The 16014-nt window shown below is 68.9% G+C and carries 12 protein-coding genes and 1 tRNA gene; 9 read left to right on the forward strand and 4 right to left on the reverse strand.

All coding sequences use genetic code 11. From position 1 onward, the window contains the following. Positions 1–4 precede the first annotated feature (4 nt). Complete coding sequence (locus tag ACIP5Y_RS14745; RefSeq protein WP_400350416.1) at positions 5–769, forward strand: SDR family NAD(P)-dependent oxidoreductase; 765 nt, start codon at positions 5–7, stop codon at positions 767–769. Positions 770–835: 66 nt separating this feature from the next. On the opposite strand, the gene ACIP5Y_RS14750 is transcribed toward ACIP5Y_RS14745, so the two are convergent. Beyond that, positions 836–3535, reverse strand: a complete 2700-nt coding sequence (locus tag ACIP5Y_RS14750; protein ID WP_400350418.1) for an alkaline phosphatase family protein — start codon at positions 3533–3535, stop codon at positions 836–838. A 243-nt stretch (positions 3536–3778) separates the two neighbouring features. Then, positions 3779–5731 carry an ArnT family glycosyltransferase gene (locus ACIP5Y_RS14755; RefSeq protein ID WP_400350420.1) on the reverse strand — a complete coding sequence of 651 codons (1953 nt, stop codon included), beginning with the start codon at positions 5729–5731 and terminating at the stop codon, positions 3779–3781. Between the two features lie 301 nt (positions 5732–6032). Here ACIP5Y_RS14755 and ACIP5Y_RS14760 point away from each other — a divergent pair, with 301 nt between their 5' ends. From ACIP5Y_RS14760 to ACIP5Y_RS14770, 3 genes are all read left to right on the forward strand, one after another. Beyond that, positions 6033–7304: an LLM class flavin-dependent oxidoreductase gene (locus ACIP5Y_RS14760; RefSeq protein ID WP_400350422.1), complete on the forward strand. Its 1272-nt coding sequence runs from the start codon at positions 6033–6035 to the stop codon at positions 7302–7304. Beyond that, on the forward strand, positions 7301–8662 hold the full coding sequence (locus tag ACIP5Y_RS14765) for an NtaA/DmoA family FMN-dependent monooxygenase (RefSeq protein ID WP_400350424.1): 1362 nt from the start codon (positions 7301–7303) through the stop codon (positions 8660–8662). Before ACIP5Y_RS14760 ends, ACIP5Y_RS14765 begins: the two co-directional genes overlap by 4 nt. A 90-nt stretch (positions 8663–8752) precedes the next feature. After that, positions 8753–10585: an APC family permease gene (locus ACIP5Y_RS14770; protein WP_400350426.1), complete on the forward strand. Its 1833-nt coding sequence runs from the start codon at positions 8753–8755 to the stop codon at positions 10583–10585. Between the two features lie 7 nt (positions 10586–10592). Here the strand turns inward: ACIP5Y_RS14770 and ACIP5Y_RS14775 are convergent, their stop codons facing one another. Continuing rightward, the gene (locus ACIP5Y_RS14775) at positions 10593–10934 is read right to left on the reverse strand and encodes a hypothetical protein (RefSeq protein WP_400350428.1); all 342 of its coding nucleotides are present in this window, start codon (positions 10932–10934) and stop codon (positions 10593–10595) included. Between the two features lie 180 nt (positions 10935–11114). Here ACIP5Y_RS14775 and ACIP5Y_RS14780 point away from each other — a divergent pair, with 180 nt between their 5' ends. Together ACIP5Y_RS14780 and ACIP5Y_RS14785 are read left to right on the forward strand one after the other, a co-directional pair. Further along, positions 11115–12362: a hypothetical protein gene (locus tag ACIP5Y_RS14780; protein ID WP_400350430.1), complete on the forward strand. Its 1248-nt coding sequence runs from the start codon at positions 11115–11117 to the stop codon at positions 12360–12362. Next, complete coding sequence (locus ACIP5Y_RS14785; protein ID WP_400350432.1) at positions 12359–12853, forward strand: hypothetical protein; 495 nt, start codon at positions 12359–12361, stop codon at positions 12851–12853. Before ACIP5Y_RS14780 ends, ACIP5Y_RS14785 begins: the two co-directional genes overlap by 4 nt. Before the next feature lie 224 nt (positions 12854–13077). Here the strand turns inward: ACIP5Y_RS14785 and ACIP5Y_RS14790 are convergent, their stop codons facing one another. Further along, the gene (locus ACIP5Y_RS14790; protein ID WP_400350434.1) at positions 13078–14127 is read right to left on the reverse strand and encodes an alpha/beta fold hydrolase; all 1050 of its coding nucleotides are present in this window, start codon (positions 14125–14127) and stop codon (positions 13078–13080) included. Between the two features lie 100 nt (positions 14128–14227). Here ACIP5Y_RS14790 and ACIP5Y_RS14795 point away from each other — a divergent pair, with 100 nt between their 5' ends. From ACIP5Y_RS14795 to ACIP5Y_RS14805, 3 genes are all read left to right on the forward strand, one after another. Continuing rightward, complete coding sequence (locus ACIP5Y_RS14795; RefSeq protein WP_400350435.1) at positions 14228–14815, forward strand: TetR/AcrR family transcriptional regulator; 588 nt, start codon at positions 14228–14230, stop codon at positions 14813–14815. Between the two features lie 182 nt (positions 14816–14997). Next, on the forward strand, positions 14998–15852 hold the full coding sequence (locus tag ACIP5Y_RS14800) for a universal stress protein (protein ID WP_400350437.1): 855 nt from the start codon (positions 14998–15000) through the stop codon (positions 15850–15852). 57 nt (positions 15853–15909) lie between these two features. Continuing rightward, a tRNA-Leu gene (locus ACIP5Y_RS14805) sits at positions 15910–15983 on the forward strand. The last annotated feature ends 31 nt before the right edge of the window (positions 15984–16014 follow it).

Genomic DNA, 16014 nt, shown 5'->3' on the forward strand with positions numbered 1-16014 from the left:
TCCCATGAGCAGCAACTACTCCGACCTGGCCGGCAAGGTCGCCGTCATCACCGGCGGTTCCCGCGGCATCGGCGCCCGGACCGCACGCCTGCTGGCCGCCAACGGGACGAAGGTCTGCGTGGTCGGCCGGGACAAGGTCGCGCTGGACGAAGTGGTCACCGGCATCACCACCGCGGGCGGCACCGCGGTCGCCGCGGTCGCGGATGTCACCTCCGCCGCCGAACTGGCCGCGGCGCGCGAACTGGTCGCGCGGGAGCTGGGACCGGTCGATGTGGTCGCGGCGTTCGCCGGCGGTCAGGGGCATCCGATTCCCAGCGTGCAACTGCCCGAGGAGCGCTGGCGTCAGGTGCTCGACTCGGACCTGACCTCCGTCTTCCTCACCGTGCAGACCTTCCTGCCCAGCCTGATCGAGCGCGGCAGCGGCAGCATCATCACCATGTCCTCGTCCGCGGGACGGCAACCCTCCCAGGCGAATCTGGCCTACGGCGCCGCCAAGGCGGGCGTCATCATGCTGACCCGGCAGCTGGCCGGCGAACTCGGGCCACAGGGTATTCGCGTCAATGCCCTCGCGCCGAGCTCGATCCTGACCGAGAAACTGGCGGCGAACATGCCGGAGGCGGTGCAGCAGCAGGTGGCGGCCATGCATCCGCTGCGCCGGCTGGGGCGGACCGACGATGTGGCCGAGGCCGCGCTGTTCCTGGCCTCGGACGCGTCGTCGTACCTGACGGGCATCACCATCGATGTCGCGGGCGGGCGCATCACCAACTAGACCTGATTACCTTCGAGGACAGATGAATTCGCAGCTCCGGCCCATCATAGGATCGGAGCTGTGTTGTCACAGCACCCGGAAGCGAACCGGATGCACCAGTGGCTTGCCCGAATCATCCAGGTGATGCAGCAGGTACGAACCGGACGGCAGCTGACCCGCCTCGCCCGCTTCCCCGGTCCCGACGGCGGATCCGGCTGCGGCCGAATGTACTTCGGCCGCCGATCCCGCACCGACCGCATGCACCGTCGCCGACTTGCGAGCGGGACCCGCCATGGGCACGACGATCTGATCCCGGGCCGCTCCCGCGGCGAGCGTCACCACACTCAGTGGCGGACCGGAAGGCACGGAGCCGCCGAGGTCGCCGGTATCGGGGTAGAAGGCGAGCCGATGCCTCGGCACCGGCTGCGCCAGCGCGTAACTCACCACCAGATCGCGGCCGGGCTCGTAGATCGCGCGGTCCAGCAGCAGCCGGTCGTACGGCGCGGCATCGTCGGCGGTGCGGCCGGGGGCTCCGGTCTCCACGAAACCTCGTGCGCGCCGCAGGAATCCGGCGTCGGCGTCCACGGTGACGGTCAGGTCGTACCAGCCCGCACCCTCGGTATCGCGCTCACAGGACATATCCCGGCGGGCGGTCTGCCCGGCGCCGACCTCGATCGTCCAGGGTCCGTCCTGCCGGTAGGCATTGGCCACGACGAGGAAGGTGACCGGCCTGGGGCTGCGATTCTCGAACTGCCACAGCAGTTTCCGCTTCGACCCGGTGGCCGGCTCGGCGATCACTTCGAGCGCGCCGCCCGTGGTGGCGAGGTCACCGGTGAAGCGGCGCTGGAAGCCGTCGGGGCCGTAGACGCTGTAGTCGTAGCGCCCCGAGGTGATCGGGAGATCCTGATCCACCGTGCCGCCGCCGGGGATGTCGAGGCGGGTAGGGGTGTAGTCACCGGCGAAGGCATTGGGGTGGATCGAGCACTGCACCGCGCCGGTCCCGGTATTGCGCACCGTGAGCGTGACGGCCTTGGCCCAGCTCGCCCGGCAGCGGGCGTCGAGCCGGTACGGCAATGGCACCCGCGGTTTACTGCCGGACTGCTGCACGGGCAGCCGCTGCAATGCCGGAACCGGTTGCGTCGCACCGATATCCGGCTGGGTGGCGGCCGGCGGCGTGGTAGGCAGGATCAGGGTGCGCCGCGCCCCGAAGTCGAACAGTGACGAGAGGTCGCCGCACATGGCGCGCCGCCACGGGCTGATATTCGGTTCGGCCACACCGGTGACGCGTTCCAGGAACTTCAATACCGAGGTGTGGTCGAACAATTCGGAGCTCACCGCCTGCTTGCTCCACGGCGAGACCACGATGGCCGGGGTGCGGGCGCCCAATCCGATGTTGTGGCCGTAGAAGTATTCGCCCTCCGCACCGCGCGGCGGGGTGGGTGCGGGGATGTGGTCGAAGTAGCCGTCGTTCTCGTCGTAGTTGAGGATGAAGACGGTCTTGTTCCAGACATCCGGGTGTTCGGCCAGCGCCTCGAGCACGCCGCGCACCAGGGCCTGCCCATTGCGCGGGCCCATGACCGGATGTTCGCAATCGACGTACGGCGCCACGATCCAGGAGACCGTCGGGAGCGTCCCGGCCGCCACGTCGGCGCGGAAGGAATCGACCAGGGTGCCGGTGCGCGAGCGCAGCAGGCCGCGTTCCACCAGCGTGCGATCGGAGGGCGCCAGCTCCGCCAGGCCACGCTGCAGGTCTGCGGCGTAAGCGTTTTCGAGGCTCGGGTCGCGTTGCAGGTCGCTGTAGTAGCGGAAGAAGTTCTCGAAGGCGTGATTGCCGCCGCCGTTGGTGTACTTCAGCGCCGTGCGGGCCGCGGTGCGGAAGGGCAGGAAGAAGTCGAGGGTGTTATCGGTGTAGTTGTCCCATTCCTGGTAGACGCGCCAGCCGAGCCCGCGTTCCTGCAGGCGTTCGGCGTAGGTGGTCCAGGGCAGTCCGAAGATGACCTCGTTGAGGTACCGCCCGCCGTCGGGCCCGAGCAGGGCGTCGTAGCGGAACAGGTCCCGGGAGCGGCCGACCATGCCGAGGGCCGCCTGCACCACGGGTTCCGGGACCACGCTGGTCACGCCGTGCACGAAATTGAGGACGGTGTCGATGATCTCGGAGGTCGGCAGGCTGCGGATCCAGGCGAGTTTGGCATCGGAGTCGAACAGTGATGTCTGCAGGTTCTCGGCGAAGTTGTCCAGCGCCAAGGGGTTTCGGACGGTGCCGGTGAACAGGTACATGCGATTGGGGTCGGTGGGCCCGTTGACCGAGCAGTGGTAGCCGTCGAGGAGGGTGAACGCCTCGGCCAGCTGGTAGTAGAACTCCAGGCTGCCGCGTTCGTAGCCGACCATGCAGCCCGCGGTCTTGGCGGCGATCCAGCCGTCGTGGCGGCCGGCGGCGAAGGCGTCGTGGCCGGTGCCGGTGCCGTGATCGGTCCCGTCGATGTTCTCCAGCGCGGTCGTATAGGGCAGCACGTGGCCCGCGCCGTCGGGCTGATGGAAAACCGAGCGGCCACCGGACAGTTGCAGCGCATTGAGATCCGCGTAGCCGCGCACGCCGGCCATGCCGCCGTAGTAGTGGTCGAAGGCGCGGTTCTCCTGCATGAGGATGACGACGTGTTCGATATCGTCCCAGCCGCCCGGCCGGGCCGGTTCGGCCCACGCCTGCACCAGGCTCGGCGGCAGCATCGACATGGCGCCCGCCGCGCCACCCAGCATCGCGGCCTGTTTCAGAAAACGCCTCCGGTCCATGACTCCCCCGGCTTCGAGTCGTGAGCACAAGAACGGCTGATGCCAGGATCGCCGAAGAAACTTGCAGCTCATGACGCCGAGGGGATTCGACAATGAAGCCTCAGTTAATCATTGGCTCCGGGATTTGTGTGTCTGACATGTCCGATTAACTCCCGGTCGCCACTGTTCATTCTCAGCCAGGTTTGAAACGCGGATGGCCGCCCCGAGTACGAACTCGGGACGGCCACCGGTGTCCGGTCGAGGCTACGGATTCAGGTTGTAGACATCGATGCTGCCGATCTTGGTGGAGGTGAAGTTGCCCTTCACCCACGCCGTGATCTTGGCCGCGTCGTTGTCATCGTCATTGCCCATGTGCCAGCCGCCGTTGTCGTCCCGGTTGTGGACCAGGAAATAGCCGATCTCGTGGTCGGCCACGTACTGCTTGAACTGGTCCAGGCTCAATGACGGATCCCGGCCACTGAAACCGCCCACCGCGAGCAGCGCCTTGTCGGTGGTCAATTCGAGCGGGGTGACGTCCTGCGAACCGGATGCGGCCGCGGCCCAGCGGTTACCGGTCGCCGAGATCAGCGCCGCCAGCTGCGGGTCCGGGGCGCCGCCCCGGCCGAAACCGCCACCCTCGTGTTCGGGATTGGGCGGACCGGCGATCGGGCTGCCGCCGATATGCACCTGCGAGATCGTCTCCACCGTGTAGATGGTCGATCCGAGCAGACCGGAAACCAGTGCGAAGAGGCCGATTCCGAGGGCGAAGCGACGGAAGTTGTGCACCGCCAGCAGGAGTACGGCCGCCACGATCGAGATACCGAGCAGCGTCCAGCGCAGCCACGGCAACCAGTCGGGCGTCCGGTTCAACAGCACGACCGTCCACACACCGGTGCCGACGACCATGACGGCGAGGGTGACCCGGGCCGCCCAGTGCTCGCGGCGCTGCCACAACTGGGTCGCGCCGAGGGCGGCCAGCGCCGCCACCGCGGGGCTCAGCTCCATCACGTAGTACGAGTGGAATCCGTGATCCATCGTGCTGAGCACGGCGGCCGTGCTCAACAACCAACCGCCCCACAGCAGGAACGAAGCCCGCACCCGATCGGTGCGCGGCGCGCGGCGGGTCAGCCACAGCCCCGCGATCAGCGCGATGAGCGCGGCGATCAGCAGCCACGAGAACTCGGTCGCGAGTTCACCTTTGAAGAGCCGGGTGAGACCCGGATCGCTGCCGAAACCACCCCAGCCGCCCTTGGGGCCGTGCTGTTGCGGATCGGGCACGGCGGTCGGATCGGGCACGGCCTTCGGCGCCGGATGTCCGCCACCGTTCTTGTTGCCCATGATGCGGCCCAGGCCGTTGTAGTCGACGGCCAGCTGCCAGAGGCTGTTACTGGTCGAACCGCCGATCCACGGCCGCGAGTTCGCGGGCCACAGCGCGACCAGCGCCACGAACCAGCCCGCGGAGAGCACGAGAGTGAGCCCGGCGGTGAGCAATCGGTAGACGCGCATCAGCCAGCCGCCCGCACCGGCCACCAGCACCACCAGGGCCAGGCCCGGCAGCACCAGGAACGCCTGCATCATCTTGGCCAGAAAGCCGAAGCCCATGAGCACGCCCGCCGCGGCCAGCCAGCCGGTGCTCGCCGACCAATACCGCTCACCGGGCGAATCGATCGAGCGCACAGTGCAATACGCGGCCGCGACGATCAGCAGCACCATGAGCGCGTCCGGGTTGTTGAACCGGAACATCATGGCCGCCACCGGAGTCAGTGCCAGCGCGGTGGCCGCGATCAGACCGGCCGCCGGGCCCGCCCAGCGCTTGACCGCGAGGAACAGCAGGCCGACGGAGAGCACGCCCATGATCGCCTGCGGCGCCATCATCGACCACGAGTTGAAGCCGAAGATGCGGCCCGACAGGGCCATGACCCACATGGACGCCGGCGGCTTGTCCACCGTGATGGCGTTCTGCGGGTCCATCGACGCGAACAGCAGCGCCTTCCAGCTCTTGGTCCCCGACTGCACGGCCGCCGCATAGAACGGATTGCCCCAGCCGACTCCACCCAGTCCCCACAGGTAGAGCACCGTTGTCGCACCCAGCAGCCCGAGGATTCCGGGCCGCTCCCAGCGCGGCCGCTCCGGCGGGCCGTCGAGCGCGGCCGCTTGTGGCGGCTCGCCCGGTCCCGCCGGGACCGCCTCTTCCGCGACGCTGGTCATGGTGGTCATCCACAGCCCTTTCCCTTAGTCCGCAGGATTACCCATTCAACCGGCGGAGCGTATGGGCCCGACCTGGCCCGTCACTCCACACCGGCTGGGAGTCGGCTGTGAACCCGCAAGGGTGCTGTGGAAACCAGATATTCAGCGATCCGCCGCCGGCCCGACGCCGGCGAGGTCCGATCGCATCGACGACCCGGATCACGGTGACGGATCGGAATGCACGCCGACCGGTCCGGATGATGCGGCGGGATTCGGATCACGGTGACGGCAATTGTGGTGGCGGGGAGCGTGTTCGACGATCGTCGAACGTATGGCGATCGAGCACGAGTATCGGACGAGGCTGTTCGCGGTGGGAATCGAACTCGACGGGGAGGGCTGGCATCCCGCCGCATGGCGGCGCGCCGGGCACGAACCCGCACGACTGCTCGAATCCCGCACGCTGCGGGAGCGGGTGGCCGCGGCCGAGAATGCCGGATTCACCTTCGCGACCTTCGACGATTCGCTCGCACCACCCGCACACGGACCGGGTGGCAGGCTCGACGCCACCACCCGCGCCGCCTTCGTCGCGGCTACGACGAGCACCCTCGGCCTGGTCCCGGTGGTGGCGGCGACCTACGCCGAGCCGTTCCACGTTTCCTCGCAACTGGCCACCCTCGACTACGCCTCGCGCGGCCGGGCTGGCTGGCTGGTCACCGACGAACCACGGGCGGCGCGCGCCTGGGGGCGGGAGCCACGCGTACTGGAGCCCGAAATCCGCCGCGAGCGCACCGATTCGGTCGAAGTCGCACGGCGACTGTGGGATTCGTGGGAGGACGACGCGGTGGTCCGCGACTACGCCACGGGCAGATTCCTGAACCGCGACAAGCTGCACTACGCCGACTTCATCGGCGAGACCTTCTCGGTGAAGGGCCCCGCCATCGTGCCCCGGCCGCCGCAAGGCCAGGTGGTCGTATTCGGCGACGCCACAACCGGTTCCGACCGCCTCGATGTCGCCGTGGTCACCGCGCCGACCGTACCCGCCGCCTTGGACGCCGCGCGCCGCGCCCGCGCAGCCGGTGTGCCACGGGTAGTGATCGACCTTCGCGTCACGCTGGACACACCCGCCGCGACCGCGGCCGAGCGCCTGGCCGCCCTCCGGACCGGAACGGACAACCACCCCTCCGGCAATCGGCCCGAGACGACAGCGGCCCGCGCCGAGGCCGACGTCCCCTCATCGGGTGCGGTGGCGAATGCCGGGAACGGCAACACGTCCTCCGGCGGCGGGCCTGCCACCGGGGCGCGCGGCACGGTGAACGGCGTGAGTCCCGACGCGCCCGGCGAGCCCGAATCGGGCGTGCGCCTGAACTTTTCGGGCTCGGCGGCAGAGCTCGTCGCGGTCCTCACGGAGCTGGCCACCGAGGCCGACGGTGTGCGCCTGCATCCCGCCGTTCTGGACGAGGACCTGCCCGTGCTGGCGCGCTACGTATTGCCCGCGCTGCTGCGTTCGGGTCTCGCGCATCGTCCCGTGCCGGGTTCCACCCTGCGCGCGAATCTCGGACTGTCCCGGCCCGCCAACCGCTATGTGAAGGAAGCCACCCGATGACCGAGGTCCCCTTCCCCGACGCCACCGTGCATTTCGGCGTCTTCCTGCAGGGCGTCAACCACTCCACCATCTGGTCCGATCCGAGCAGCGGCTCGCAGATCGACTTCGAGACCTTCCGCCGCGTCGCCACCACGGCCGAGCGCGGGCTGTTCGACGCCTTCTTCCTCGGCGAGGGCCTGCGCCTGCGGGAGCAGGACGGGCAGTTGCTCGACACCGATATCGCGGGCCGCCCGGACGCCATCACACAGTTGGCGGCGCTGGCCGGGGTCACCGATCGGATCGGGCTGGTGGCCACGCAGAACACCACCTACAACGAGCCCGCGGATCTGGCCCGGCGGCTCGCCTCGCTGGATGTGCTGTCCGGCGGCCGTGCGGGCTGGAACGCGGTCACCACCGACAATGCCTGGACGGGTGAGAATTTCCGGCGCGGCGGGTTCCTGGATCATGCGCTGCGCTACGAGCGGGCCGCCGAATTCCTGCGTACCGCAAAGGAAATCTGGGATTCCTGGTCGGATACCGCGATCGCCACCGCACGGCGCAGCGGGTCCTGGGCCGAGCCCGGCGCGGTCCGCACGGTCGAGCGGGACAACGAGCATTTCCGGGTCGCCATCACGCCGACGGTGCCGCGCAGCCCGCAGGGTCATCCGGTGATCTTCCAGGCCGGCGTCTCGCCCACCGGACGGGATTTCGCCGCGGCGCATGCCGAAGTCATCTTCTCCCCCTTCGGAACTCACTTCGATCCGGCGCTGGATTTCGCGAACGATATCCGCGCCCGCCTGGTCGCCGCGGGGCGTCCGGCGGATGACATCCGCATCCTGCCGGGCACGCAGATCGTGCTCGCCGAGCAGGAATCCGAGGTCGAGGAGAAGAAACGCTGGGTGCTGGAACAGCAGATCACCGGTGCGACCGCGTTGTCACTGGCCGGACAAGTGTGGGGCCGGGATCTGTCGCATCTGGATCCGGACGGTCCCTTGCCGGCGGAAGAGCCGGAGTCCTCGGTGATTTCGGGAACGCGGGGTGCGCAGCGGGACGGTCACGATCGGTCCGAGGTGGCGCGGCAGTGGCGGGCGCTGGCCGAGTCGAAGCAGCTGACGCTGCGGCAGGTGGCCATCGAGACCACCGCTCGTTTCGGTTTCGCGGGCACGCCGGGTCAGGTGGCCGATGAGCTGACGCGGTGGGTGCGGCACGGGGCGAGTGACGGTTTCAATATCACGCCGTACCTGGTGCCGACCGGTCTCGACGAGATCGTGGCATGGCTCGTCCCCGAGCTTCAGGACCGCGGCTCCTACCGCACCGAATACGCGGGGCGAACGCTGCGCGAACATCTGGGCCTGCGCCCGCCGCTCACCCGGCGCTGATTCGAACCACGCGTCCGCCGCTGGTGAAAAACTGCCACCTATCCGGTGTCATACCGCGCGGTTTGTGTCGGCACCGCGTTCAATGAGCCTGTGGTGGAGACGCTGGAGACCCCGAACCCGCAACCCCGCGTGGCCGACCGCCGAGTGCGGAGAGCCCTGCGCGGCGACGCCTTCCGGCTGACCGCGCTGGGCGGGCTCGCCGCCCTGTCCCTGGACGCCCTGTCCAGCGTCGCCTACGGCCCCGAATCGATTGTGCTGGCGCTCATTCCGGCCGGTATCGCCGCGGTCTCCTGGACATTGCCGATCTCCCTGGCCATCACGGCGCTGCTGCTGGTGCTGGTGCTGTCCTATCGGCAGGTCATCGCCGTGCACCCGGACGGCGGCGGCGCGTACGCGGTGGCCAAGAAGGATCTCGGGCGCTGGCCCAGCCTGCTGGCGGCGGCCAGCCTGGTGGTGGACTACACCCTCACCGTGGCCGTCAGCCTGGCGGCGGGCGCGGCCAGCCTGGCCAGCGCCTTCCCGGTGCTCGCGGATCATCTGCTGCTGGTCACGCTGATCGGGCTGGTGGTGCTGACCGCCATCAACCTGGTCGGCATCGCGGAATCGGCCAAGGTGCTGATGGGCCCGACCATCGTGTTCGTGCTCGCCATCTTCGCGGTCATCGTGGGCGGCTTCCTGCATCACGATCCGCTCGCCACCGTGGGCACCGACCTGGGTCCGGTGGAACCCACCGAGGCGGTCGGAATCGTCTTGATACTCAAGGCCTTCTCCGCCGGTTGCTCCTCACTGACCGGTGTCGAGGCCATCGCCAATGCGGTGCCCGCCTTCCGCACACCCGCGGTGAAACGCGCCCAGCACACCGAGATCGCGCTCGGCCTGCTGCTCGGCGTCATGCTGGTCGGCCTCGCGCTGCTGATCCGCCAGTACGACATGGTGCCGCGCGGGGATGTCACCATCCTGGCGCAGCTGACGGCCGCGGCCTTCGGCAAGGGCTGGATGTTCTACGTCACCAATATCGCGGTCACGCTGGTCCTGGTGCTGGCCGCCAACACCAGTTTCGGCGGCCTGCCGGTACTGCTGTCGCTGCTGGCGAAGGATCATCGGGTGGCGCACGCCTTCGCCATGCGGTCGGAACGGCCGGTATTCCGCTACGGCGTGGGCGCTTTGGCGATCCTGTCGCTGATCGTGCTGCTCATCGTGAACGCCGATACGCATCGATTGCTGCCGGTCTTCGCCATCGGCGTGTTCATCGGCTTCACCATCAGTCAGGTCGGCCTGGTGCTGCACTGGCGGCGGGAACGTAGTCCGGGCTGGGTGTGGCGGTCGCTGCTCAATGGTTTCGGCGCGATATTGACCGCCATCGCGGGCGTGGTGCTGCTGGTCGAGAAGTTCACGGAGGGCGCGTGGCTGCTGCTGATCATCGTGCCCGGCCTGGTGGTGCTGTTCGGGCGGACCGAGAACTACTACGGGAGTGTGGCGAAACTGCTGAAGCAGGGCCAGATTCCGCCCAGCCCGGCCCCGGGCACCCGGACCAGTCTCATCGTGGTGCCGGTGGTGACGGTCAACCTGCTCACCGAACAGGCCATCAGCGCCGCGCTGCGGATGGGCGGCGAGGTGGTCGCGGTCGCCGTGGCGATCGAACCCTCCTCCTCGAAACGCCTTGGCGCGCTGTGGAAGAAATGGGATCCGGGGGTGCCGCTGGTGGTGCTGCCCAGTCCCAATCGGAGCCTGGTTGCCACCCTCGTTGGTTATGTCCGCAAACAAACGGACAAGGGCCATCAGGTGACCGTGCTGCTCACCCAGATCGAAACCCGCCGATGGTGGCATCGGTTGCTGCACAATCCCCGCGGCCCCGTACTGACCGCGCAACTGCGGGCCCGCACCGATGCCGTGGTGGCGACGCTGGCAGTGCGCCTGGACTGAACACCCGCTACCCCTCGAGCCATTCGGGCACCCGCCCGGTGGAGTAGCGGGCGTAGGTGTTCTCCGGTGACACCGTGATGATGTCGGCCACCGCGACCAGCTCGGCCGGCACCTCACCACCGTCGAAATGCTCGATGCTGGGCACGATCACGGCCTCCAGCGCGAGGCTGGACACCAGCATGCGCAGCCGATGCAGCGGGCGATCGGTGCGCGGGCCGAACACCACCGTCTTGCGCAGGTCGTAGCCGAGCCGATGCGCCAGCCCCCGGATCCGAGCCTCATCCCATTGCTGCCGCTCACCCGATACGTCGCTCCGCAACCATCCGATGGCATTGGGTTCGGTTGTCATGGCTATCCCTCGGGGCCTTCCACTGCCACTGTCCGTGACGACTTCAACGTTCGTCCGCCCTACCGGATTGATCGAGGCCGGGCAATGGGGAAAGTAATGGGCAAACGCGGGTCATGACAGCACGGCAAATCCGTGGAAGACCTATTCTCGACTGTGGGGTCAGCAGAGAGGCCGCACGCCGTGACCGGACGCAACGAGCTGCTCATCGAGGCTCGCCTGCGCATGGAATCACCAGGGGCGCCCGGACAATCGATGACTCGCCGGGAATTGGCCGACGCCGTCAACGACCAGGTCTTCCGGGTCACCAACAAGCGCGGGGCCGTCGACGAACGGCACGTCGGCAAGTGGGAGCGAGGCGAAACTACATGGCCGAGAAAGCATTATCGAGCGGCATTGCGGGCGGTGCTGAATGTTGCCACGGACGCCGAACTCGGCTTCCGCACGCCGCGCCGGGCAGCGGATGACGAGAGCGTGAACCGCAAGCAGTTTCTCACCAGCGCACTCGCCCTGACCGCGGGCGCGGTGCTGGCGAACAGCGCGCCCACCGAGGGCGAGCTCGTCGAAACCATGGCCGGGCCCACCGCTAACTATCGGCGCATGGAATCCTCGGTGCCCTCGGATCGGCTGGCGCCGGTGGTGGATGCGCATCTGAACCTGGTCGCCGGAGTAGTCCGGGATCGGCTGCGCACCTCCAGCGGCTTCCGCGCCCTGTCCGAAATCGCCGGGCTCGCCGCCTGGCTGGCCGCCGACCGCGGCGACGACGCGGCGGCCCGGCGGCGCTATGTCGAGGCCATCCGGCATGCGGAGCGCACGCATCACCCGCTGCTCGTCTCCTACATGACGGCCAGTCTCGGGCACTATGCGGTCGAAATGGGTGACGGGCGAGCCGGATTGACCTTGCTGCGCACCGCCGCAGCGCAACTCGGGCCCGGCACGCCCGACAGTGCGGGGGCCTGGCTGTCCTCACTGCTCGCGGTCGCCTATGCCGCCACCGGTGACCGCGGCAATGCGCTCGCCGCACTGCGCAAGGCCGAACGATTGGTGGAGCGGCAGCGCGGAGAACCGCAGTGGCCCTGGGTCTTCGCCTTCGACGGACCCAAGGCCGCGCGGTATCAGGCGAGTGCGCTCACCCGGCTCGGCGACCACCGCGCCGCGGCGCTCGCCTTCGCGGCCGCCGACTCCGCGCTCACCGCCGAGAAACCGCGGGCACTGGCCAAGGTGGAGCACGCGCAGGTGCTGGCGCGCAGCGGCGACATCGAGGCCGGGTGCACGCTCGCGGCCGAGGCGCTGATGGTCGGGCTCACCTATCGCAGTGAGCGAATCACCCGCCTGGCCAGGACTTTCCGCGCCGGGCTGCCCGCGCGTACCGTCGAGGCGAGGGCACTGGACGACGCCCTCGCGACCCTCTACGGACGAGACGATCAATGACTCGTGTCGCCATCACCGGGCATCGGGGACTGCCGCCGCCGACGCTCACACTGGTGGAGCACGCGCTCCGCATCGAGGTCGCCCTGCGCCTGCTGCCCGACGGCTCCGGCGTCCCGCTGATCGGCGTGAGCTGCCTTGCGGACGGCCCGGATTCACTGTTCGCGCGCGCCATCCTCGATGCCGGCGGGCAGCTGATCGCGGTCGTGCCCGCCCGCCGATATCGGGAAAGCCTGCCCGCCGACCATCATTCGGCCTACGACCGGCTACTCGCCGCCGCCACCCTGGTCATCGAACTGGATCGTGAGGAGTCGGATTCGCAAGCGCACCAGGCGGGCAGCCTGCGCATGCTCGAAGACGCCGACGAACTGCTCGCCGTATGGGACGGCCGACCGGCCCGCGGCTTCGGCGGCACCGCCGACGTGGTCGCGGCAGCCCGCGAGCGCCGGCTCCCGGTCACCGTCCTCTGGCCCGCCGGCGCCGAGCGCTCCTGAACCACGGCCGCCAGGCGACCTGCGGCCCGAATGTCTCACCGTTGCCTGGCATCCGGTCCGGCGGATGTCCCGCCGATGCCCGACATCTGGGCCCGGCGAATGCCTCGCCGCTCCTGACATCCGGCCCCGCGGATGCCACCGCCCGATCGACCAGGGCGATGGCGATTCGGCTCGACCGGACCGGAAGATCGCCCCCTCGGCCGTTCAGCACCGGATCTTCCGGCTCAGCGCAGTTCGGCGGCGGCCAGCCAGTCCATGATGATGCCCATGGCCTGCGGCAGTTTCGCGCCACCGCAGTGGCCGGCGTCGGGGAGCAGGATCGTCTCGGTGTCGCGGCGGCCCTCGAAGACGAGGGTGTCGTGTTGCGGGACGTGGACATCGTCGGCGCCGTTGATCACCAGCATGGGGGCGTTCCGGTCGCGGTCGAGCAATTCGCGCAGGCCGAAGCCCGACATATGCTGGGACAGTTCGGTGTCGGTGGGTTCGTGGTCGAATCCCAGTGCGTTGCCGATGATTCCCCGCATGCCGAAGGCCCAGGTGCGGTCGGCGGCGAAGCTCTGTTCGACGGGTCCGCCGAGCACGACCGCGGCGTCCACGTCCCCGGCCAGGCCGGAGCGGGCCGAGTAGTAGCCGCCCATGGAGATGCCCAGGTGCGCAACCTTTCCGCTGCCGAGGCCGCGGGCCGTCTCGATGAGCGCGCCGATCACGCCGTAGCCGTCGACGGACATGGGCACGGTGGTCTCGCCGGTGCCGGGGATGTCGAAGGCCAGCACCCGGAGTCCGGTGCGCAGCGCGGTGGCCACGAACAGGTTGTGCAGATCCATCTTCCAGCTGTCGACGCCGCCGCTGGCCAGCAGGACGGGGTCGGCGGCGGTCCAGCCGGGCGGGGTGAGCAGGTGCACCGGCAGGTCGATCTGCTCGCCGCGCCGCGGGATCGCAATGCTGCGCCGTTCGAAGGCGATGCCGAAATCCGGTGCGGCGAGCAGGTATTGCGCGACCTGGGCGGTCTGGGCGGCGCGCTTCGCTGCATCGGCGAGGGTGGGGAATTTGGCCCAGCCGTAGGCGGTGGCGGCCCGCAGGTGAGCGCCGGACGCCGCGTATCCGGCGGCCAGGCGGGACCATTCGTACACCCAGCCGCCGGGCCGGTCGGGCCACATGTCGGTGATCGCGGCGCGCATGGCGTCGGCATCCGCGGCGGCGACGCCGGTGTTCACCATCTGCGGGTATCTCTCGAGGAACAGATCGTGCGGGTCGACGGGCCATTCGTATGCCATCGGATCCTCCTGCGAAGATTTAACGCAATTCAACTTGCGTTAAATCACGGTAGACCCGGGCGGTCGATAACGCAAGAGATCTTGCGTTAATATGAATCGGGTGACCGAGCCCGAGATCCGCCGCCGCACCGGCGGCCGCTCCGCCCGCGTCCGCGCGGCCGTACTGGACGCGACCCTGACGGCCCTGGCCGACAACGGTTTCGACCAGTTGAACATCGCCGAGGTCGCCGCCCGCTCCGGCGTGCACGAGACCACTATCTACCGCCGCTGGAAGACTCGCGAGCAGCTCATGTTCGACGCGCTGCTGGAACACAGCTGGCAGCAGTTACCCATCCCCGACACCGGCGCGCTGCGCTCGGACCTCATCACCTTCGCCCGGTCGATGGACGAGATGGTGAAAACCCCGCTCGGCGCCGCGCTCTCGCGCGCCTGGACCGCCAGCCCGGATAACCCCGCGCTCGACGAATCCCGGGACCGGTTCTGGCGCGACCGGTTACGCGCCGCCTCGGCCATGATCGATCGCGCCATCGCCCGCGGCGAGCTGACCGCGGCAGCCGATCACCAGCTGATCCTCGAAACCGTCACCGCGCCGGTGCATTTCCGAGCCTTGTTCACCCGGCAAGTGATCGACGAGGACTATCTGGAACGGCTCGTCGACCTGCTCTTGAAAGGGCTGCTGTCGCAATGATCCCGAAGCTGGCGCATTCAGGCCTTTGACCAGTTCAACGCGGCGGGTCCGGGCGCCGGTCTGTCGCAGCCGGTCCGACGCCACGTAAGGTCGATAGCGACCGCTTGGCTATCGATCCGGGCGTGCAATACCGCCCTGCGCGACCGATGGTTCCGGAGTCGAAAGCAGGAGAGGACACAAGCATGTCGAACGGTGCGCCCATTGTCGCCGCCATCGATGAATCCGCCGGTTCGGCGGTCGACTGGGCCGCGCAGGCCGCGGCCCTGCACCACGCGCCGCTGCATCTGCTGCGCGTCCTGGAACTCACCCCCGATGACGGCCTCGGCCTCGGCACCGTCCTCACCACCGACGATTACACCCGCCTCGAACAGCACGGCGGCTGGCTCCTCGACGACGCCCAGCGGCAGGCCGCGAAGGCCGCCCCCGGCATAGAGATCACCACCGAACTGGCGCACGGCGCGGTGGCCCCCACCCTCCTCGAGCGCACCCGCACCGCCCGCATGCTGGTGGCGGGTTCGCGTGGCGGCGGCAGCCTGCGCCGCGCCCTCCTCGGTTCGGTCAGCTCGCTCCTGGCCCGGCGCTCCCACTGCCCGCTGGTCATCGCGCGGGACGGCGTGGATCTGCCACCCGACATGCATACGCGCCCCATCCTGGTAGGCGTGGACGGCACCAAAGTCAGCGAACCCGCCATCGCCGCGGCCCTGGACGAGGCATCCGCCCGCGGCGTGAGCCTGATCGCCCTGCACGCCTGGACCGACCCCGAAGACCACCAGGACCCCGAAATGGACGCCCTCGACGACTACGTCCTGGCCGAGAGCCTCGCGGGTTGGCAGGAGCGCTACCCCAACGTCCGCATCGACCGCGAGGTGGTCCGCGACCGCCCCGAACGCTCCCTCCTCGACTGGTCCACCGGCACCCAACTCCTGGTGGTCGGCACCCGGGGCCGAGGCGGCTTCGCCGGCAAGGTCTTCGGCTCCACCAGCCAATCCTTACTGCTCTCCGTCTCCACCCCGATCATGATCGCCCCCACCAAATAGCCTCTCCCCAAAACCGAATTCCGCAGGGACCGTACCCATCGGTACGCTGACCCAGACGCCCCCGTAGCCCAACTGGCAGAGGCAGTGGACTTAAAATCCACCAAGTGTCGGTTCGAACCCGACCGGGGGCACCGACCACTCCGGCGAACGCCCGGGCCGACG

This window comes from Nocardia sp. NPDC088792, assembly GCF_044750615.1.
GTDB lineage: Bacteria > Actinomycetota > Actinomycetes > Mycobacteriales > Mycobacteriaceae > Nocardia.